The organism is Spirosoma sp. 48-14, from assembly GCF_001898575.1.
Taxonomy (GTDB): domain Bacteria; phylum Bacteroidota; class Bacteroidia; order Cytophagales; family Spirosomataceae; genus Spirosoma.
Genome location: NZ_MKUD01000044.1, coordinates 103200 through 125105, shown reverse-complemented (window position 1 = coordinate 125105; position 21906 = coordinate 103200). Strand labels below are relative to the sequence as shown.

The window sequence follows — 21906 nt, the reverse complement described above, 5'->3', positions numbered from 1 at the left end:
TATGTATACAGAGTCGATGACAAACTGGTCCCGCTCACTATTCCTAAACGCTTTAACTTCAATACCAGATTATGGAAGAAACGAATACGGCATCTTCGGCAAACAGCCGTCGTGATTTCTTGAAAATATCATCGTTGGCGGCTACCTCCTTTTTTATTGTGCCCCGTCATGTCCTCGGAAAAGGCTTCGTGGCGCCAAGCGACAAGCTCAATATTGCCGGCATTGGGGCAGGCGGAAAAGGTAAAAGCGATCTGGCTTCATTTTCGGCGAGTCCCAACGTTAATATCGTTGCCCTCTGCGATGTCGATGATCGCCAGTCGGTCGAATCACGGAAGCGTTTTCCTAAAGCTACCTACTACAAAGACTTCCGCGAAATGCTTTCGAAAGAGCATAAGCACATCGATGCCTGCTCGATTTCAACGCCCGACAATACCCACGCGGTAGCAACGCTGGCTGCTATGCAGTTGGGCAAGCATGTATATACGCAAAAACCACTCACCCACGATATTTACGAAGCCCGAATTCTGGGTCAGGCTGCCAAAAAGTATAAAGTAATAACCCAGATGGGTAACCAGGGCGGGTCGGGTAATGGCGTTCGTCGGATGAAGGAGATTTACGATTCGGGTATTATTGGTGAGGTGCATAAAGTACTCTGCTGGACCAACCGCCCGGTATGGCCGCAGGCTATTCCAACCGACAAGACCTACGAGATTCCTAAAGAACTGGACTTCGATCTGTGGCTCGGACCAGCCAAAAAAGTACCCTACAATGAAGCCTACCTACCCTGGAACTGGCGCGGCTGGTGGCCATATGGAACGGGCGCGCTGGGAGATATGGCCTGTCATATCATGGACCCTGTGTTCCGAATTCTGCCCATCGATTATCCCACTTCGGTTGAATGCAGCGTAGCCGGTACTTGGACATTTACGCTTCGCCCGCAGGACGATAATCCAGACTGGACGCCATTTTCAACCTCTATTCACCTCGATTACCCACGTAAGGACAGCAAAGGAAACATCAAAGTAAGCTGGTATGACGGCGGTATTCTGCCCGAACTTCCCGAAGAACTGCTACCGGGCGAAAGCTTTGGCAATTCGGATGGTGGCGTACTGTTTATTGGCTCGAAAGGAAAACTAATGGCCGACTGTTATGGCGCTAACCCACGGTTACTGCCCTTGAAAGACAATCAACTGCTTACGATTCCCGAAACCATTCCACGGGTTCCGAACGAAGACCATTACCTGCAATGGGTAGATGCCTGCATTGCCGGGTATGGCAAAGGCGTAACCAGTTCGCCGTTCGAGTATGCGGCTCCGTTTACCGAAAGCATTCTGATTGGCAACCTGGCGCTTCGTAGCTGGATGCTCCGCGATAACCCATCGGCCAAACGGTCGTCTGAGCGATACAATGGGCGCAAGAAGTTGTACTACGACGCCCCGAATATGAAAATTACGAACTACGATCTGGCTAACCAGTTTGTGAAGCGCGATTACCGCGATGGCTGGAGTCTGACGTTGTAGTGTTGGATGACTATAGCGCTTGAGGTATCGGCATCTGTCGGTATCTCAAGCTTTTTTATGGGTTTAGCGTGAATACTTTATGAGCAGGAATGAACTCGTTGTCTTACTGTATACCTTTAAACAGGTGCTTCCTGTGTTAACGTGTCGGCATTGTTAATTGCCAATCCGTTTTGGGTCGACGACGACGTATTTAATTGACTTCCCATTCGCACGCCCGTCATGATGCGAATACGTCATGTGAAGCAAGCCATCTGGAGTTTGAATCAGACTTGGATACGAGTAACCACCCTGTCCTGGCTTATGATCTTCAATCCGGGTTTTCCACGTCCAGGTTTTACCCTCGTTGTCGGATAGGTACAAGCTGAGCCGATAGCGACCATCGTCAATATCATTTCCCAGAAAAGCCCAGCGACCGTCATGTAAGACAAGCAATTCGACACTAGCTGTGTTGGGGATATCAGTTTTGGTGGTAGCGCTCCAGCTTTCGCCATTATCCTTCGACTCGCTGTAGTGAACGCGGGTGGGCTCATCACCACTGTCGCGCATAAAAGCCACGAGTGTGCCATCTTTTTTGCGAGCCAGAGCAGGTTGAATAGGGCCACGGCCCACAACAGGCAGACCAGGCTTCCAACTGGTTCCGTCATCGTCGGAAATAGCCATGAGCGAAAAGTTAAACCCATCAGAGTAGAGGGGGAGTACAATGCGGCTATTGCCCAATAAGAGTGGTTTGATCCGGGTCATCCAGCCAATAGAGCGTTTACCGACGTCATGGCTAGCGTCAATAATCATGTTATCGTACTTAGGCGCATACCCACCCCAGCCTGCGGTATTTCTGGTGAGATCATTAAATTTTTTCTCAACTTCCTGGGAGAAAGCTTCGCCAGGCTTAAGGAGGATATTATCCTGCCAACTCCAGATTGGTGGCCCACTTTTCGTATAATCTGTTGAGGTTCTATAGCGAAGGATGGAGTATTCCCACTGATTGGCTTCAACTGCGATCCAGACCAGAAATAACTTGCCCTGGCTATTCAGAAATAGCACCGGGTTACAGTCGGGTAAATTGGGCGTGTCGGCCATTATGAAGGGCTGGCTCCATGTGGTTTCGCCTTTTCGCAAACGAGCGCCCATAATCTTCACATCATCAGCCGATCGTTCGCCACTGCCATAAAACCAGACGGACAGAAAATCGCCGTTAGGCAGGTTAACGATGCTGCTGCCGTGTACATGTTTATCCTGGGCCGGAAAGATGAGAGTTTGCCGAACAATGGCCGGGTTAGCCTCCTGGCCTGTACAGAATTGACGACTGGCTAGAAGAATAAAAAAAAGAGTAAGTACTCGTTTCATGTACGATGGTGAAATGCTTTGCTGACTTTGGCAATAAGTCTAACTGGTATACTCATTCAGGAAAGCATTGGACTATCGAAGAATAGAAAACGGTTCAGATAAACTAAAAATGGTGAAAGATATCTACCACCTTCCTTCGTATACAAATTCGAACTAAGGCCAAACAGGCCGTTGTTGAATGCATCGCGATTTGCCGGGCTGCCGGAGCGGTACAATCGCCAACGAAGGCAGCCCGCGTTGGGCTATTGACTATTACAACAGACAATTTAAAAATGTCGCTCAGAGATTTGTCCAGTGTTTTGTGGCAAGTTCAGGTTATCGAGTTTCAGGAAAGCACCCATTATCGTTTAATTGGTATTCCCCACAGGGTATGTCTGGATACACAAAAGTCGCATAGGGATGTCTTTTTGGTTTCTTCTGTTATCAATATTTTATATTTATTTTGTTTAATTTTACCCCCATTCCTATACCTTTACTCTAGATTCTGACGCAACAGTATGCCTTCTGCTGGTTCATTCAACACCTATAATGAGACTGACCTTTGGGAATCTCTGGGAAGAGGAGATCAGGATGCATTCGAGATTCTCTATCGACACTACTTTAAGATACTTGTCAATTACGGCACCCGATTTTCAAAAGACCCGCTTCTCCTCGAAGATGCCATCCAGGATCTGTTTACCAATATATGGCGTCGAAAAGCCCAATTAGCTTCTGTAAAGGAACCGAAATTCTACTTACTACGGGCGCTAAGGAATCAACTGAGCCAAAATACTCGAAATAATTTAGTTGATGATGCCGAAGATATTGATGATTTTCTAGACTACCTGGTTTCTATTTCTAATGAACAGCAGACTGTTGAGCAGGAAACAATACTTGACCGAACTCGCCACATACAAGCTGCAATTTCCCGATTAAGCCCCCGCCAGCAGGAAGCCATTAATCTTCGTTTTTACCATGGAATGAGTCTCGATCAGTCGGCAGAACTCATGGGAGTTCCCAAACAAGTTGTTAGTAATCTCCTCTTCAAAGCCTATTCGATGCTACGACTCACGCTAAAAGGCATATTTTCTCTGGTATGGGTGCTTCTGCATCCTTAGTTTATTCCATTCCTACCTTAACTAGTCCAGAGTGTGAACGAACGGAGCGTTTAAGCAGCATTCTTCAAGAAAAAGAAAAAAAAGTGCAATTCTATTGGTTAATTTTTTCGAAAACATGACTGTGTATAGTAGAAGGGCTTAATCGGTTGATGATGTATAACAAGTTCACATTACAGGATTTCCTGAACGATGATGCGTTTATCCGGTGGGCATTGCACAACCAACAGGATGCTTATTGGCAGCAGGTGCTGGTGGACTATCCGCATAAACAGGAGGTAATACGACAGGCACTTCAACTCATTCAAGAGCTTCATCGGGCCGAGGATAAGCAGACCTTACTGGTTAATGAAGAGCGAACATGGCAGCGAATTAGCGAAAAAACGATCAATCAAGATCCGCTCGGCCGGTGGCCTAAACGGCGATACTGGACCACCGCAACGGTCGTAAGTTTAGTCGTTGTATTGGTTGCTGGATGGCTATGGGTAGAGCGTAGTAAGTCAACGTCGACTTATTCCAAATTGGTAATAAAAGCTTCCGAAAAAAGCATACTCATTGAAAAAGTAAATCAGAATGATACCCCCCTGAAGATCAGCCTGGAAGACGGGAGTGTTGTTTACCTGAAAAAAAATAGCCGGTTCAGTTATCCGGCTCATTTTACCACCAAATCGCGGGAAACCTTTTTAAGTGGAGAGGCCTTTTTTCAAATCGCTCCCAATCCTAAAAAACCATTTTATGTATATGCTAATGAACTGGTTACGCAGGTTTTGGGAACGAGTTTCGATATTAAAGCTTTTGATAATGAACAACAAGTGCTGGTTAAGGTTCGAACGGGGCGAGTATCGGTCTACAATCAAAACCAGATTCGCTTAGTAAGTGATGAAAGCCAGCACCTCATTCTGCTGCCTAATCAGCAGGTTGTTTTTAATCGGCAAACCGAAAGTCTGTCGAAACAACTAGTAGAAGAGCCAATACCCATTCATCCGTTCATTGGAAACGAAAAACGCTATTTTGAGGATGTACCAGTTGCAACCGTATTGCAGGCTTTGGAAAAGCGCTATGATGTACGAATTTTATACAATGAAGAATTGCTCGCCAACTGCATTATTACCACCACATTAAGCGATCAGTCATTGATCGATCAACTGGAGGTAATCTGCCAAACGATTGGGGCTACCTATAAAGAGATGGATGCTCAACTCGTTATCGAGTCATCAGGTTGTCCGTAAGTAGCCTCAATTTAATCCTAAACCCCCAAAAAGCTCATGCAGTAAAATCCGTAAACCTGACCACAAAAAAAGAGAAGATGCTGCTACATCTTCTCCCGAACCCAACCAGCACCTGCTCAGTGCCGGAAGGAATTGTTTTGTCTTGCTAAAAACAAAAACAGTCAAAAGTATGTCAAAATCTTTTACTAAAAAAGAGGTTTTCGCGCTTATGAAAATCACTTTTACCCAACTCATTCTTGTGGGATTGCTAACCAGCCATACGTTGGCCCATCCCGTTTTTGCCCAGGAGTTATTAAAGGAACGCGTTAATCTGAACCTGAAAAACAGTAACCTACGCTCCTTTTTGCGCAGCCTCGAAAAACAGGTCGATGTGGTATTTTCGTACCAGAAGGAGGTTGTTGAATCCGACGAGAAATTGACCCTCCATTTCCAAAATGAAACGGTCGATAATATACTGAAGCAGGTGCTGTCTCCTCGACGTATATACTACAGGGTTATCAATACTAATCAGATTATTTTGATCCGTGAACCCCGAAATGACCCCGGTAAACTGGACCCCAGTGTCAGTAACCAAGTCGAATTTGCTGCTAGCGAAAAGGCTGTTCAGGTGGTTACAGGTCATGTAAAGGATGAGAAGGGCGAAGGCTTACCAGGTGTGAGCATCCTGATAAAAGGCACGCAACAGGGGACTGTGACGGATGCCAAAGGTGCTTTTAGCCTGGCGATTCCGAGTGAGCATGCGGTTTTAGTGTTTTCGTTTGTAGGCTACATTCCTCAGGAAGTAGCCATTGGTAATCAGACATCGCTGGAGGTATCTCTGAAAATAGATCAGAAGTCGTTGGGCGAAGTGGTAGTCGTAGGTTATGGTACGCAACGCAAAAAAGACCTGACCGGCTCTATTGTGAATCTTACCAGCAAGGATTTGGTACCTGTTCCTTCGGCAACCAGTGTCGATCAGATGATGCAGGGCAAAGTGGCTGGGGTGCAAATTACGCAGACATCGGGAGCACCGGGAGGCAATGTCAACGTCATTGTGCGAGGCATCAGCTCCATCACGGGGGGGAACTCCCCACTATATGTGGTCGATGGGTATGCCATTGGCACGGGTGGGGGTGGCTCCGACTTAAGCAGTTTTGCCTCTAGTTCGTATTCTGCCAATGGGATGGCCAGCAGTAGCTCCATTAACCGCATCAATCCACTCAGTATTATTAATCCCGCTGATATTGAGTCGATTCAGGTACTAAAAGATGCTTCTGCTACGGCAATTTATGGCTCTCGGGGAGCGAATGGGGTGATCATCATTACAACCAAACGGGGTAAACTAGGTAAGCCAACCATCAGTTTCGAACAATCGACGGGCATGCAGGAACTGGCCAAAAAGGTCAAGCTGCTTACGCCCCGTCAATACGCAGAAAATGTGGCTGAAGGGCGAGACAATGCCTGGATATTTGCCGGTGGGAAAGCATCTGACCCTAACAGCGTACGTAGTGCAGCTACCCAGGTAAAACCCGCTTTCCGAACACCCGAGCAATTTGCCGATCAGGGCTATGGAACTGATTGGCAGGACGTCATTTTTCGCAAAGGCATGGTGCAGAATTACCAGCTTTCGGTCAACGGAACTGGCAAGGATGTCAGTTATTATGTATCGGGGGGCTTTTTTACCAACAAGGGAATCATCATCGGCTCTGATTTTAACAAGTTTACCCTACGTACCAACATTGATGCACACCTGAGTGAGAAGCTTAAGATCGGGGCCTCTTTTTCGGGAGCTCATTCTTACGGCAATTTCGCCCGCGCCGAAGGGCACCTGCAATACCGAGGGCTGATCAACGCGGCTGTATCCAGCGATCCCACTATTCCCGTTTACAATGCCGATGGTACGCCTTATTCCGAATTCTCCAGCCCAACGGGCATTCCCGTCGAGAATCCAGTGGTTATTGCCGCTGAGTTTTCCGACAAACGGAATAATACCAATGTATTCACCAATAACTATCTGCAATACGAGCTTTTGCCCGGTCTGGTGCTGAAAACGTCCGTTGGTATCAATTACTCCAATAACATAACTCGCCTATGGAAATCCTCCAAAGTGGGCCTGGCTACGAGTCGGACGGGACAGGCTACCGCAGGTTCGACGGAACTGAAAAGCCTGAACTGGCTGAACGAGAACACAATCAATTACCGACATAAGTTTGGCGAACAGCATAATCTGGATGTACTGGCCGGTTACACCATCCAGAAAAATTCAGATGAAATACTACAGGCGGGTGCCACGGGGTTTTCAACTGATTATGTACCTTATCTGTCGGCTGGGACGGTAACGAGTGGTACGAACTATGTGAGCGAATGGGCACTGATGTCGTGGTTGGCGCGAGTCAATTACGCCTTTGTCGACAAATACCTGCTGACTGCCACCATTCGACAGGATGGTAGTTCACGATTTGGGTCGAAGAATCGGTGGGGAACATTCCCGTCGCTTTCGGTTGCCTATCGGCTCTCCGACGAACCATTCATCAAGTCACTCAACGTTATCAATGACTTTAAACTGCGAGCTAGTTACGGGGTTGCTGGTAACAACTTAATTCCTAACTATGCCACGCAGGGATTGTTGGGCATATCCCGCACGGTATCGAATGGCCAGGTGGTATCAGGCTTAGTGCCTTCTAGTTTGGCCAATGACCAACTAACCTGGGAGCAATCTGTACAAACGAATTTGGGATTCGATATCTCGTTGTTTCGGAGTCGGCTATCCGTCACGTTCGATGCCTACCGGGCTATTAAGCAGAATTTACTGCTAAATGTTACGTTACCAGCAGCCTCAGGCTTTAACAGCTCGGTGCAAAACATTGGTGAAATCGAAAATAAAGGTCTTGAACTGACCGTTAATTCGCAGAATATTATGAAAGGACCGTTCCAGTGGAGTACAGACTTTAACATTAGCTGGAACCGGAATAAGGTGTTGGCCCTTAACTCGGCGTCAAGCCGCATTGCCACCTCCGATTATCAGGTTGCGCAGGTAGGCTACCCCATTGCCAGTTTCCGCCTGCTTCAAATTCTGGGAATTTTCCAGACGCAGGATGAAATTAGTAAAAGCCCTATACAGAATCCAAGAGTACAACCGGGCGATTACCGATTTTTCGATGCTGACGGCAATGGGGTGATCAACACCTCCGATAAGACGATTGTTGGCAACCCCTGGCCCAAATTCACCTGGGGTCTTGGCAACCGTTTCAGCTACCGGAATCTGAGCCTGAGCATCAGCCTGAACGGTTCATACGGGAATCAGATCTATTTTCAGGGGGGCGAAGTAAATATGGCAGGATCAGGTGTACAAAATCAGTTAGCCCCTATTGCTGACCGATGGCGATCGCCCGAAAATCCGGGAGCGGGCCTCTACGCCAGAGCTATTCGGAATGATTATGCCTTTAGTGTTAGTCCGGGTACAACCCGCTACTTATTCGATGGCTCCTATACCCGAATTCGCGATGTGAATTTAGCGTATACATTTCCGGCTTCGACGCTAGGTAAATGGAAACTTCAGGCACTTTCCGTGTATGCTGACATAACGAATCTATACACGTTTACCAACTACCCAAGCTATGACCCGGAGGGTAGTACCTCGGGGGATAATCTGGCCAAAAGTGGTGTGGACTTTTACTCATACCCGAATCCAAGGACGTATACAGTTGGCTTGCGTGTGACCTTTTAAATGAGCGAAAGAGTGAAAGAGCGCTAGTCGCTATTCAATCTTTCCACAAAACAGTTAATCACTCGTTCACTCTTTCGCACTTTCACTCTTTACATCTCATGAAAACAAAATTACTGGCCATACTTTTCTTGACGGCCGCCTTAACCTCCTGTCAGGATTTTCTGAACTTAAAACCAGCCTATCAGATTAGTGATCAAAGCTTTTACCAGAATCAGAATGATTTTGAAACGGCTCTGATAGGGGTATATAGCACATTTCGAGGGCTGTATAATTCCAGTATCATTCACTACGTAACCGAGCAACCGACGGATAATACCGAAATCCAGTGGGCATCTCCATCGGCTGATGAAATGCAGTTGGATCAAAACGCCGTGACAGCTACCAATGCGTTTGTGCTATCGTTATGGAACACTTGCTTTTATACGATTTCACAGAGTTCCAATCTCCTGAATCGAATCGATGCCGTTTCGTTCGACCAGACTGCCAAGAATCGGATCAAAGGCGAAGCGCTGTTTCTTCGCGCATCCTGTTACTTTTACCTGGTGCGCTTGTTTGGCGATGTTCCTATTGTCAATCAGACGTTTAGTAGCCCAGCTCAGGTTTCAGCAGCCGGCATAGCTCGCCAACCGAAAGGTGATGTCTATAAGCAGATTATAGCTGACCTGACCAGTGCCGAAAGCCTGCTACCGGCCACCCTGAATACCGACAAAACACATGCCTCGCAGATGACCGCCAAGGCATTGCTGGGAAAAGTCTACCTGACGCAGCAGAATTACGACCTGGCCGCCACAAAACTGAAAGAGGTCATTGATGCAAAACTGTACTCGCTTGTAGCTGATTACAAATCACTGTCGACCAATGGCAATACGAATCTGGCAGAAACCCTGCTGGAAGTCGATTACCTAACCGGCCAGTCGCTGGGTAATAACTATTCGAGCTTGTTTACCCCGGCTTATAATAGCATGGCCATTTTCCCGAACAACCTGCAAGGGGCTGGTCGCATTGTGCCAACGCTGGATATACTCAATATGTACGAAACTGGAGATGCCCGGAAAAGCATCTCCGTCACGGATTCGGTTATGCTCAATACAGGCAAGAAAACGTACAGTCGCTACGGATTGAAATTCGTGGATTTCAAGGCGACGGATCTTGCCGACGGAAGTGTTGCTTTCACCATACTCCGCTATGCCGATGTCCTGTTAATGTATGCTGAAACACTGAACGAGCAAGGCAAAACCACCGACGCCTTATCCTATGTGAATCAGGTTCGTCAGCGGGCGAAACTACCCGTCTTGTCAGGACTTTCGCAGGCCGATACCCGATTGGCGTTGGAACGAGAGCGTCGGGTCGAATTCCTGTACGAAGGCCACCGCTGGTTCGACCTGGTTCGAACAGTCCGGGCCAAAACCGTACTGAATGCGCATTACGCCAGCCAGAAATTAGCCTTCAAACTGGACGATTTTGAACTGTTATTTCCGATTCCTCAATCGGAAATTGATCAAAATCCAGCCATGAAACAAAACCCAGGTTATTAGTCCGACCTCCATCCATACTCTCTATGCAATCACTTACCAAAAGGCTTAGCCATATTCTCCTGTTATGCGGAGTAAGCACTAGCTATATCGTTGCCCAACCCAAATCGACAACGGCACTACATGGTGTTGAATTTGCCTATCCACCTGGTATTATCAATGAGTTCAGTAAAGCCAATGGGCAGGATGGCTGGGCGAGAGAACCCATCCTGCGACGCATGCCCGACGGAACACTTTTATGCCTGCACATGACTGGTGGCCCCTGGGAACCTAATAACGCCAATTATACCGCCGTCTCTCGAAGTACCGATAATGGGGCTAGCTGGTCATCGCCCGAACTTCTGCTGAAGCACCCTAACCAGGCGGTTTATTCATCTGAACTGTTCATTTCTGGTGCGCAGGTCTACAACTGCCTGATCTCGTTCTATACTGATAGCTGGTACAGCCAGGCAAAATCCTTTACAAGCGCGAGTCAAAACGCCGGAAAAACCTGGACGGAGCCGATGAGCTTACCCGGTTCGTTGAGCAACTTTATGCTGAAACGAGGGTTTGTCCTGTCGAATGGCGACTGGTTTTTTCCGGTTGCCTGCCAGGAGAAAGCCGATGGTTTTACCGAAGTGTTTAACCGAACAACGTTTACGCAGGGGAAACACTGGCCCTTCTGTGTGTCTGGGTTGATCTGTAAACCAGGCTGGAAAGAGGCACAACTGTTCGGTTATCATAAACGTGCCGATCTGGGCATGCTTTGGGAGCCCAATGCGATTGAGGTATCGCCAGGGCACCTAGTCATGTTGATGCGTGCCTCAGGGACGAGCGTATTATACCGCACCGAAAGTCGGGATTATGGTCGAACCTGGACTGAGGTCGGCCCTAGCGATATTCCGAATGGGAATTCTAAAATCATGATGCTCAAAATCGGTAAGCAGGTTATTCTGGTTGGTAATCAATGTAAAGATCGTAGTGAGGTTGCGCTATGGGTTTCAGACGATGGGTGCAAGACCTGGAAGAAGAAAATCCGACTGGCCAAAATCATGGATATGGCTACGATGAGCAAAATCGAACATAATGCCCCCATGATTTGCTATCCAGATGGTTTTGCTGACGATCAACAGAAATTACTCTACCTCGCTCTGGAAGATGGTATTCGGCACTATCTGCTAAAAATCCCCTATGCCGATTTCCTATAATGACAACCCGACGTAGAAAAACCCGATGGTGGCACTGTTCTTTCTGGTGGCTCATACTGGTAGCAGGTGTTTCGTCGCATGCCTTAGCCCAAAAGCCTGCTGTCGGTACCGGAATGCGAATCGCGCCTGCCGATACGACCAAAATGCAGTTACCGGCTTTAGTACAATGGAAGCCGGGAGCGGCTTACACTCGTAGCACCCGATTGTGGCAAGGTTGTCCATCGATCGAAAAGACGGGCAAACGGCTTTGGAGCGCCTGGTTTTCGGGTGGCCCTAAAGAGCCAGCCAAAGGCAATTACGGTATTATAGCGTACAGTGACGACGATGGAAAAACCTGGGAAGATCCAGCCGTAGTAATTACCCATCCTGATACAGCGGTTCGGGTTATGGATACTCAACTCTGGAAAGACCCCCATGGAAAACTCTGGATTTTCTGGACGCAGAATGTGGGCACCGACAGTTTTGATGGATTATGGGGTACGTGGGCTATCCGGCTCGATCAACCGATAACTACGCAACCCACCTGGACCGCTCCCCGGCGTTTATGTGACGGGCTTATGCGCAATAAACCGATCGTACTGACAACAGGAGAATGGTTATTGCCCGCTTATAACTGGACCAACAAGCAAAGTGGTGTCTATGTGTCGACAGATCAGGGGAATCAATGGCAATTACGGGGCGGCCCCTACAATGAGTCGGCGTATTTCTATGAGCATATGCTCGTTGAATTGAACGATGGGAGGGTGTGGCTTTTGCAACGGAATATCAAAGAAAGCCATTCGTCGGATAGGGGGAAAAGCTGGAATCCCTTAACCCAGGTGTCGACACTTACTTCCGCCTTTTCCCGTCTGTATATTGGTCGGCTTAAATCGGGGCATCTGTTACTGGCTTACAATGACGATCCAGATCGGAAAAGTCGAAAAAATTTAACCGTGCGGCTTTCTCTGGACGATGGTCGAAGCTGGCCCCATGCATTGCTCATTGATGAGCGGCCAGACGTTTCGTACCCGGATGTGGTACAGGCCGATGATGGACTTGTTTATTTGGCCTATGACCGATCACGGACTGGAGAAAAAGAGATTCTGCTGGCTACGTTTACCGAAGCTGATATCCAAGCTGGCTCCTTCAGTTCGAAACGATCCCGACAAAAGAGCCTAATTAGTAAAGTCCCTTAATCGTACTGATCTCTCAATATGTATATCAAGAAAATCAGCTTCGTCTTAGCGGGGCTATGGCTGACGATTGCTTTGTGGAGCAGCTTATTGGCCAATAATGGCTTGGCCGGGCTTTGCCTAATTCTGTTTTTCCTTTGTCTGGGCATCAGTTTTCAGGGCTATGAGTCACTAAAAGGGTTTACCTACACGGTTATGGTACTGGGAGCCGTTGTGGCGGCTTTATACTACCCGCAGTATTTTAGAGAATGGAATGGCTTTCCGTTGGCTGCGCTTATTACGCCCCTTATTCAGTTGATCATGTTTGGCATGGGAACCTCTATGGGTATTGAGGATTTCCTCGGTGTGGTACGAATGCCGAAAGGCGTGTTATTAGGCGTCGTCAGTCATTTCATGATTATGCCCCTCCTGGGCTTCTTCCTGGCGAACCTGAGTGGCCTTGATCCTGAAATTGCCGCTGGTATTATTCTGATTGGCTGTTCACCCAATGGTATGGCTTCGAACGTCATTTCGTATCTGGCCAGAGCGAATCTGGCTCTATCCATCACTATTACGGCGATCTCTACCTTACTGGCTCCTTTCGTTACCCCTATGCTCATGAAAACACTGGCGGGCGCTTTTGTCGCTATCGATGCGGGGCATATGATGGTTGATATGGCCAAAATGGTCATTATCCCCATTGCTGCTGGCTTAATTTTCAATCGACTGTTCAGCCGCAAGGCCAAATGGGTCAATGCCGTTATGCCTTATGTATCCATGAGTGGCATTGCGGCTACCCTGGTTATCATCACGGCGGCTGGTCGTGACAACCTGCTAACCATTGGCCCGATCTTGCTTGGCCTAGTTTTGCTGCACAACCTGTCGGGCTATTTGCTGGGTTATTGGTCGGCTCGCCTATTCCGGATGAGTGAACGAGACTGTCGCACCATCGCCATAGAAGTAGGGATGCAAAATGGTGGACTGGCCTCGGGCATTGCCCGGGAGATGGGCAAAATCGCGACGGTCGGGTTAGCTCCCGCTCTATTTGGCCCTCTGATGAACATAACAGGATCAGTTCTGGCATCTTGGTGGCACCGTAAAACTCCCCGTTCTTAATATGTCAGATCGACAATCGATTTACTACTGGAAATGCGACCGGGCTTCGGCATTCTATGCCCTCCAGAAAAGCCAGTCAGCGTACGCTGGTACTGAACTTGAACTGCCATTATATAAGGTACTCAGTCGATTTTTGGGCGATGATACGTTTGTTTTTCGGCCTGCTGGTGGGCAAGGGAACCACCTGACCTATATCGTCAATCATCAACATACCGACTATTTTGTCCGTCTGGAGAATGGTCCTGAACGCGATGGTTATATGGCGGTGGAAGCCCGGATTCTGGACGAAGTTCGCGCTATTGGCGTGCCTACTCCTGCCGTTTTCTATGTCGATGCCAGCCGACAGCAACTTCCCTTTGCTATCCAGATTATGACGCACATAAGGTACTCCGACTTGAACAGCCTGAACAAGAAGGGGAGTCTGAATGTATGTCGAATTGCCAACGAAATTGGTCAGGCGGTGGCCCGTTGGCAAACCCTTACTCCGAACGGGTTTGGCCCTTTTCACGCATCTATTCTCCGAGAGGAAGGTAAATTGGTAGGGCTTCACGCTACCTACGCCGATTATTTTCTGCTGAATCTGACCAGGCATCTCTCATTTTTGAGCGATCATCATTTTCTGACGATTGACGAGGCCAAAGCATTATCAACAATTGTCGAGCAACACAAACACTATCTTGATCTTGACCTGGGGTGTCTGGTTCATAAGGATTTAGCCCTCTGGAATATCCTGGGGACTCCAACTACTATCGAAGCTTTCATCGACTGGGATGATTGTATCGTGGGTGATCCGACGGATGATCTATCCTTACTCGCCTGTTTTCACGATAGGGAGTTTCTAACGGCGGCCTTGGAAGGTTACGAGCAGATCAGACCTTTACCTAATGACTTCTGGCCTCGTTTTTGGCTTCATTTGTTGCGAAATATGATTGTGAAAGCAGTGATTCGGGTAGGAGCGGGCTACTTTGATCGAAGTGATGACTTTTTTCTGATTAGTGCCGGAACGACTGGACAATCACTAAAAACAATGACTAATGAACGACTCTGGCTGGCATATCGAGGATTACAAAATCAGGCAACCTTAGCGGACTTATAACTACGCCGACCTTATCGTTTTTCAAAACAAGTATGGACTATAAACTTGGCATGTGGCTATCTATTGGCTCACCTATTATTACTGAGTTAGCATCGTTGTGTGATTTCGATTGGCTACTGCTTGATCTGGAACATGGCTGCCTCTCTGATGGAGTTATATTAGCCAATTTGCAGGCGGTTCGACCCGCCAGTGCAACGGCTTTGATCATACGGATTGGTAGCCTGGATAAAGCTTTAATTAGCCGAGTGCTTGACTGGGGAGCTTCGGGAATTATGCTTCCGCATGTGTCTTCCGCAGAAGAGGCTACCGCCTGCGTTGCCGTGATGCGTTATCCTCCGCACGGAAATCGTGGCTACTCTAGTTCCGTACGGGCTTATCAATATGGACTGGAGCCGCCTGTTGACCTATCAGTTGTTGAGCCAGCCCGTTTATTCGTCCAGATCGAAGATCTGGAGGGAGTTATTCAATCTGAAGCGATTGCCCAGGTAGATGGCGTCGATATTCTTTTTGTGGGTCCAGCTGATTTAAAACTCGATCTGTCAACCCGTCCTTTGGCTATGGATTACTCAGAGGCCTTGCAACAGGTTAGCAATTCCGCTCGAAAGTGTCAAAAGCAAGCAGGTATTATGGTGCGCAACCCGAATGATATACCCGCATTAGTAGAGATGGGTTATTCGTGTTTTGCAATGGGGTCTGATCTGGCTATTCTTCGGGAAGGTTTTCAGTCGGTTACAAACCGTAAGCCACTAATTAAGTTTGACTGAAATTAAAACCTGCCTTTCTCAAAATAGCCTGAGTTTGTAAGACTTGAATTCGCACAATAAAGTGGCTGTTTTATGGTGCGTCCCCTTTTTAGATGTTCAAGTGGAAGGCTTGATCGCCATGAGGTTGTTAGGCAACCAGTACCTGCAAACTCCGCAGTATGGCAATCGTAAAATGCAGGTAGCCCTGTTTATCGACTTGGTTTAGTCAAGAGCAAGTTCCGAACAATAAAGATACGGTTGACAAAATAAGTAACGGATCAACTTTACTAGACCGAATTATACGTTGAACCTGTTTAACCTTTTAAAAATTGAGCCCCAATAGGTTCGTTTTTGTCCTGCTGACGAAGGAAGCATCTTCGGCAGTTTAGTAGTAGCTACCGAAGATGCTTCCTTCGTCAGCAGGACAAAAATGCCCTAATTTCTGGCCCGAGCAGAAAAGTTTATAAAAGTACCATAAAGTGAAAAAGGCTAACCAGTTTATATAGAGATTTTACTCTAAAACTGATTAGCCTTCATTCAAAAACAGAGCCTCCTACGGGATTCGAACCTGCGACCTACGCATTACGAATGCGTCGCTCTACCAGCTGAGCTAAGGAGGCTTTTGCGGGTGCAAATATAGTGGATTATAGTTTAAGAATGCAAGTATCCGGCTTATTTTTGGTAAATTTGCAGCCATGATTTCCATCACAAACCTCTCATATTACCTCGGTAGCCGGGCTCTTTATGAAAATGCCTCGCTGCATATTAAACCTGGACAGAAAATCGGCCTGATTGGTCTGAATGGTACGGGAAAATCGACGCTCCTACGAATTATCAATGGGGAGTACCAAGCCGATGGCGGTACAATCTCTAAAGCGGGTGACGTAACCATCGGGTTTCTGAATCAGGATCTGCTATCCTATCAGACCGATGATTCGATTCTGTCCGTAGCGATGCAGGCTTTTGAACGTCAAAATCAGCTACAAAAGCAAATTGACGACCTGCTCCATGAGATGGAGACCAATTACCGGGATGAACTGGTTGATAAACTGGGTAAAGTACAGGAAGAGTTTGATGCTCTGGATGGATATTCGGTACAGGCAAAGGCCGAAGAGATACTGGAAGGGCTTGGCTTCTCGACGGATGATCTTCAGAAGCCTCTACGGACATTCTCAGGCGGCTGGCGTATGCGCGTTATCCTGGCAAAATTGCTGTTGCAGAAGCCGTCGCTGCTTATGCTTGATGAGCCAACCAACCACCTTGACTTACCGTCGATCCAATGGGTGGAAAAGTACATTCAGACCTACGAAGGAGCCGTGATTGTGGTTTCGCACGACCGTGAGTTCCTGGATAATGTGATCGATGTAACGGTGGAAGTATCGGGTGCCAAACTTCATTATTATGCTGGTAATTACTCGTTCTATCTGGAAGAAAAAGCCTTACGCAACGAGATACAGAAGGGGGCCTACGAGAATCAGCAAGCTAAAATTCGTCAGACGGAACGCTTTATTGAGCGATTTAAGGCCAAGGCTACGAAAGCTAAGCAGGCCCAAAGCCGGGTGAAGCAACTAGCCCGGATGGAACTGGTTGATGCCGTGATCGATGAAACGGCGCGGGTGAATTTCAAGTTTCAGTTCTCAACCCAACCAGGTCGGCATATTCTGCATCTGGAAGATATAACGAAGCATTATGGGCCCAAACGGATTCTGACTCATGCCGATATTCGGCTCGAACGGGGCGATAAAGTGGCTCTGATCGGAGCAAACGGACGAGGTAAATCGACATTGCTACGGATTATTTCGGGGTCGGAACCACTTAGCGACGGACGTCGGCAGTTGGGGCATAATGTGTCCTTTAGTTTCTATGCCCAGCACCAGTTGGAATCACTGAATGTGGAAGATACACTGCTCGAAGAATTGAAACACGCTAATCCTACCAAAACAGAAGGCGAACTTCGGGGGGTACTGGGTTGCTTTCTGTTCTCGAATGAGGAGGTATTCAAAAAAATCAAAGTGCTGTCGGGGGGCGAAAAGTCGCGCGTAGCGTTGGCAAAAGTGCTTTTGTCGCAGGCTAACTTTCTGCTGCTTGACGAGCCGACCAACCACCTCGATATGCAGTCGGTGAATATTCTGATTCAGGCGCTGGAGCAGTACGAGGGTACGTACGTAGTGGTATCGCACGACCGTTATTTTGTGTCACAGATTGCCAACAAGATCTGGTATATCGAAGACGAGCAGATCAAGGAGTATCCAGGCACCTACGATGAATACGAATGGTGGATGGAAGAGAAAAAGCAGGGCACAGGAGGCAAGGGGCAAGGAGCACAGGAACCTAAAGCTGTCGTAGCTCCCGCACCTCGCACCTCACTCCCGGCATCGGATGATGAGCGGAAAGAATGGCAGCGGACGTTGAAAAAACTGAACCAGCAGGCCGAAGAGTCCGAAGCCAAAATAGGGCAACTGGAAGACCGCAAAAAGCGGCTCGAAAACGAACTGGCTGATCCGGCTACGTATGGCGATGATAAACTCATGCAGGCTAAAAACGACGAATACCGCCGGGTAGTGGCTCAGATTAGCCAACTACAGGATGAGTGGGAAACGGCTATGCTTGAGGCCGAAGTGTGGGAGAAAAAATTAGCCTAGACTGGTTTAATGATTGAATGATAGAATTGTTGAATGATTGAATGGCTTACTGGTAGGCTTTTAGTCAGTCATTCAACAATTCTATCATTCAATTATTGTTAATATATTACAAATAAAATATAATTGTATTTTATTTGTAATAATATGAGTGATTTTAAAAAAGGGCGAGGGGCTCAGTTTAATACGGCGAATTCGTTTGCCAGGCATCAGTATGAGCCCCTGGAAGGTGACGAATCGCTGGATGAAGATTTTCCTGAACCGGCGGTAAAAACGCAGTTCTTTGAGGAAACACCTAAGCAGATTATTAGCCGCCCTACCAGTCCTGATATTGGCTTTATGGCCTCTATCAATCCTTATCAGGGGTGTGAACATGGTTGTATATACTGTTACGCTCGCCCAACGCATGAGTACTGGGGCTTTTCGGCTGGTCTTGATTTCGAGAGTAAAATCATGGTCAAGAAAAATGCACCAGCTCTGCTTGAGAAACAATTTCAGGCGCGTACATACAAACCCGTTGTCATTCACTTTTCTGGAAATACTGATTGCTACCAACCCGCTGAGCGAACCTATCAGCTTACCCGCCAGATGCTGGCAATTTGTCTGCGCTACCGAAACCCGGTTACGATTATCACAAAAAATGCGCTGATTTTACGGGATCTGGATATTTTGAAGCCTTTGGCTGAATTAAATCTGGTTAATGTTGCCATTTCCATTACGACGCTAAACGAAAATCTGCGGCTCCTGATGGAACCCCGAACCGTTACGGCGGCTCAACGGCTAAAAACGATGGGCGCCTTGCATCGGGCAGGAGTGCCCGTTGGGATTATGACAGCGCCAATCATTCCTAGCCTCAATGACCATGAAATCCCAAAACTGATTGAACAGGCGGCCGAGCAGGGAGCTTGCTGGTCGGCTTATACGATTGTGCGCTTAAATGGCGCTCTGGGCCCCCTGTTTACCGATTGGCTAAACCAGACATTCCCCGACCGGGCCGAGCGTGTACTCCATCAGATTGCCGATTGCCATGGCGGTCAACTGGCCGATTCACGGTTCAAAACCCGTATGTCGGGCGAAGGGCAGTATGCGCATCAGATTGCTCAACTGCACCGGATCGCCTGTCAGAAATACCTGAGCAATCGCCAAATGCCATCGTTGACAACGGCTCTGTTTCGGCCTGCCGGTCAGATCGGGCTGTTTGAGTAACGCGGGCAGAGGGGTGCATTACCGATCATACCGAAACCCTGTTTTAGGGCTGTCTGATGATTCGGCCTGCTCCAGGGTTAGTTTATGATCGAAAGATTGTGTTACGGTTTTGTGAATGCCTTTACAGATGGTGTCGAGAGGTAGGTCGTTTTCGTCGATACCGAATGGGTTTTCAATTTCCTCCGCAATAACTTCCAGGCTGGCCAGCACATAAAACACGAATACGACCAGCGGGATAACCAGATAATGCAGGTTCGATACATACCCAAGCGGTAATGTAAGGCAGTACGTAAAAATGAATTTCTTGATAAACGAGCTGTAGGAGAAGGGGATAGGTGTGTTTTTGATTCGCTCGCAAGCTCCGCAAATATCCATTAAGGACTGAATTTCCGGATTAAGTATAAGTAAATGTTCGGCCAGCAGGACTTGCCGACGTTGTAGATCGACGACCTTTCCAAAAATAGCCAGTGCAATTTGCTGGGGAACGTGTTCGTTCATATGCAGTTGTTGGGCTGCAAAAACAGTGGTGTTCGTAAATTCGGGCCCAATCGGTCGGCTGCGAAGGTGATTTTTAAGGGCAAAGGCGAAGTTGGGAATCATGGCCCGGAAAAACGCCCGGCTTTCGGCCTCCGAACTACCCAGCAATTGGTCGAGCTTCAGGGCCATGTTGCGGCTGTTATTGACCAGGCTACCCCATAATTTCCGACCTTCCCACCAGCGGTCGTATGCCGTATTGGTCCGAAAAACCAGCAACATCGAAATCACAAAGCTCAGCAAGGTGTGCATGAGCGAAAAGTTTTTCAGGTGAGGGTTTTCGCTGAGATCGAATAATTCGAGCAGATGAACGATAATAAATGAGTAAAGACCTATGCCGATCAGGGCAGGGGTTAGTTGCCGAACCGTATCGGCCCGATTAAACGCAAGGATAAACCGAATCCACTCTTTCGGGTTATAATTGACCATAACGATGCTGCGTTGAGTAGGCTTGTAATGATTAAAAAGAATGATGACTAAGTTGGAATGAATAATGCAGGATGGATAGTATCCGTTTCGCTTTATTCAGTATTAATAACCGTTGTATGACCCTAAAAGTAACGCTCATGCGTGTTTGTATCCCGTTTTTGGCCTTTTTATTTTGGTGGATACCCCTTCTGTCGGTTGCTCAGCAGCTCCAGACGATTGACCATATTTACGATTCGCGGGTGCAAACAGTACTGTTGTTTCCACAGGTAAGTGCCAATCTGAACGACCCTGCCCTGACGTTGAATCCGCCTGTGATTTCGCTGGATGAGGAAGTTCCGCTTCAATTGGAATTTGACGATCTGACGGGGAACTATCGTTCGTTTCGGGCTCGACTGGTGCATTGCAATGCCGACTGGCAGCGGTCTATTCTAAACGACATTGAATTTACGTACGAGTATAACGATAACCCAATTACCGAGTATCAGATTTCGGTCAATACCAAGATTCCGTACTTCCATTATCGGTTTACACTGCCTAAAGTGAAGCTGCCGGGCAATTATGTACTGGTTGTGTATGATGAGCGAAACCGAAGTAATATTATTCTGACTCGTCGGTTCATCACCTACCAGAATCGGCTTAATGTAGCCGCGTCGGCGCGTTTTTCAAGTGATCCAGGCCGACAGTTTGCCGATCAGCAGATCGACTTTACGATCAATTACCGAGGCTATCAGGTCATTTCGCCCCAGGACGATTTTAAGGTGGTGATTCGGCAGAATTATCGCGACGACCGGACGCTTCGTGGCTTACGGCCAACCAATGTGCAAGCCTTCGACCAAGTGCTTGAATACCGCTTGATCGACCTCAGTAATACGATGCCTGGCGGTAATGAGTTTCGTTTTTTCGATACCCGAACGGTCTTATCCCGCGCCAACTACATCGACCGTATCGACCGCAATGCCGACCGAAATATTGCTTATGTACAGGTCGATCAGCCGCGTAGTCGTGGAGCGTATATTCAGAGCGACGATTTTAACGGCATGTTTGTCATTGACCACCGGGAAACCGGCAACGGCGCTACCAATGCAGATTACATCGAAACGATTTTTACCCTTAAAACCCCTGAAGTTCCTGGTGTCGATGTGTTCGTAAACGGGGCATTCAATTTCTGGCAGCTGATCGACCGAAATCGGATGGAGTACGATGCGCTCCTGGGTGCTTATCGGGCGTCGATCTTGTTGAAGCAGGGCGTTTACAATTACGATTATATCGTTAAAACTACCGGGGCAAACCCACGCGTGGATGAGAATTTTGTAGAAGGAAATTATTCGTCAACCGAAAACGATTACGAGATTCTGGTTTACCATCGCCCGCCAGCCTCCC

The 21906-nt window shown here is 47.7% G+C and carries 15 protein-coding genes and 1 tRNA gene; 13 read left to right on the top strand and 3 right to left on the bottom strand.

Annotated elements, in window-relative coordinates:
- Positions 1 to 71: 71 nt before the first annotated feature.
- The gene (locus tag BGO59_RS22145; RefSeq protein ID WP_293686824.1) at positions 72 to 1520 is read left to right on the top strand and encodes a Gfo/Idh/MocA family oxidoreductase; all 1449 of its coding nucleotides are present in this window, start codon (positions 72 to 74) and stop codon (positions 1518 to 1520) included.
- A 153-nt stretch (positions 1521 to 1673) separates the two neighbouring features.
- On the opposite strand, the gene BGO59_RS22140 is transcribed toward BGO59_RS22145, so the two are convergent.
- The gene (locus BGO59_RS22140; RefSeq protein ID WP_293686822.1) at positions 1674 to 2864 is read right to left on the bottom strand and encodes an exo-alpha-sialidase; all 1191 of its coding nucleotides are present in this window, start codon (positions 2862 to 2864) and stop codon (positions 1674 to 1676) included.
- A gap of 497 nt (positions 2865 to 3361) precedes the next feature.
- Here BGO59_RS22140 and BGO59_RS22135 point away from each other — a divergent pair, with 497 nt between their 5' ends.
- From BGO59_RS22135 to BGO59_RS22095, 9 genes are all read left to right on the top strand, one after another.
- Entirely contained in the window at positions 3362 to 3961 is a 600-nt protein-coding gene (locus tag BGO59_RS22135) for a sigma-70 family RNA polymerase sigma factor (RefSeq protein WP_293686820.1), read from the top strand.
- A 149-nt stretch (positions 3962 to 4110) separates the two neighbouring features.
- Positions 4111 to 5187: a FecR family protein gene (locus BGO59_RS22130; protein WP_293686818.1), complete on the top strand. Its 1077-nt coding sequence runs from the start codon at positions 4111 to 4113 to the stop codon at positions 5185 to 5187.
- A gap of 208 nt (positions 5188 to 5395) precedes the next feature.
- A complete protein-coding gene (locus BGO59_RS22125; RefSeq protein WP_293686816.1) occupies positions 5396 to 8893 on the top strand; it encodes a TonB-dependent receptor in 3498 nt (1165 codons plus the stop codon).
- Between the two features lie 98 nt (positions 8894 to 8991).
- Positions 8992 to 10428: a RagB/SusD family nutrient uptake outer membrane protein gene (locus tag BGO59_RS22120; protein ID WP_293686814.1), complete on the top strand. Its 1437-nt coding sequence runs from the start codon at positions 8992 to 8994 to the stop codon at positions 10426 to 10428.
- Between the two features lie 23 nt (positions 10429 to 10451).
- On the top strand, positions 10452 to 11612 hold the full coding sequence (locus tag BGO59_RS22115) for a sialidase family protein (protein WP_293686812.1): 1161 nt from the start codon (positions 10452 to 10454) through the stop codon (positions 11610 to 11612).
- Positions 11612 to 12787 (top strand): sialidase family protein, encoded by a 1176-nt coding sequence (locus BGO59_RS22110; RefSeq protein WP_293686810.1) that lies wholly within the window; start codon positions 11612 to 11614, stop codon positions 12785 to 12787. Before BGO59_RS22115 ends, BGO59_RS22110 begins: the two co-directional genes overlap by 1 nt.
- 18 nt (positions 12788 to 12805) lie before the next feature.
- Entirely contained in the window at positions 12806 to 13879 is a 1074-nt protein-coding gene (locus BGO59_RS22105; protein WP_293686808.1) for a bile acid:sodium symporter family protein, read from the top strand.
- 1 nt (position 13880) lies between these two features.
- Complete coding sequence (locus BGO59_RS22100) at positions 13881 to 14975, top strand: aminoglycoside phosphotransferase family protein (RefSeq protein WP_293686806.1); 1095 nt, start codon at positions 13881 to 13883, stop codon at positions 14973 to 14975.
- Positions 14976 to 15007: 32 nt separating this feature from the next.
- Positions 15008 to 15739 (top strand): aldolase/citrate lyase family protein, encoded by a 732-nt coding sequence (locus tag BGO59_RS22095; protein WP_293686805.1) that lies wholly within the window; start codon positions 15008 to 15010, stop codon positions 15737 to 15739.
- Positions 15740 to 16265: 526 nt separating this feature from the next.
- Here BGO59_RS22095 and BGO59_RS22090 read toward each other — a convergent pair.
- A tRNA-Thr gene (locus tag BGO59_RS22090) sits at positions 16266 to 16338 on the bottom strand.
- A 75-nt stretch (positions 16339 to 16413) separates the two neighbouring features.
- Between BGO59_RS22090 and BGO59_RS22085 the strand changes: the two genes are divergently transcribed.
- Together BGO59_RS22085 and BGO59_RS22080 are read left to right on the top strand one after the other, a co-directional pair.
- Positions 16414 to 18360 (top strand): ABC-F family ATP-binding cassette domain-containing protein, encoded by a 1947-nt coding sequence (locus BGO59_RS22085; RefSeq protein WP_293686803.1) that lies wholly within the window; start codon positions 16414 to 16416, stop codon positions 18358 to 18360.
- Between the two features lie 144 nt (positions 18361 to 18504).
- Positions 18505 to 19563 (top strand): PA0069 family radical SAM protein, encoded by a 1059-nt coding sequence (locus tag BGO59_RS22080; RefSeq protein WP_293686801.1) that lies wholly within the window; start codon positions 18505 to 18507, stop codon positions 19561 to 19563.
- A gap of 18 nt (positions 19564 to 19581) precedes the next feature.
- Here the strand turns inward: BGO59_RS22080 and BGO59_RS22075 are convergent, their stop codons facing one another.
- Entirely contained in the window at positions 19582 to 20526 is a 945-nt protein-coding gene (locus tag BGO59_RS22075; protein WP_293686799.1) for a bestrophin family protein, read from the bottom strand.
- A gap of 137 nt (positions 20527 to 20663) precedes the next feature.
- On the opposite strand from BGO59_RS22075, the gene BGO59_RS22070 reads away from it, so the two are divergent.
- A partial coding sequence (locus BGO59_RS22070; protein WP_293686797.1) for a DUF5103 domain-containing protein occupies positions 20664 to 21906 on the top strand: 1243 nt, incomplete at its 3' end.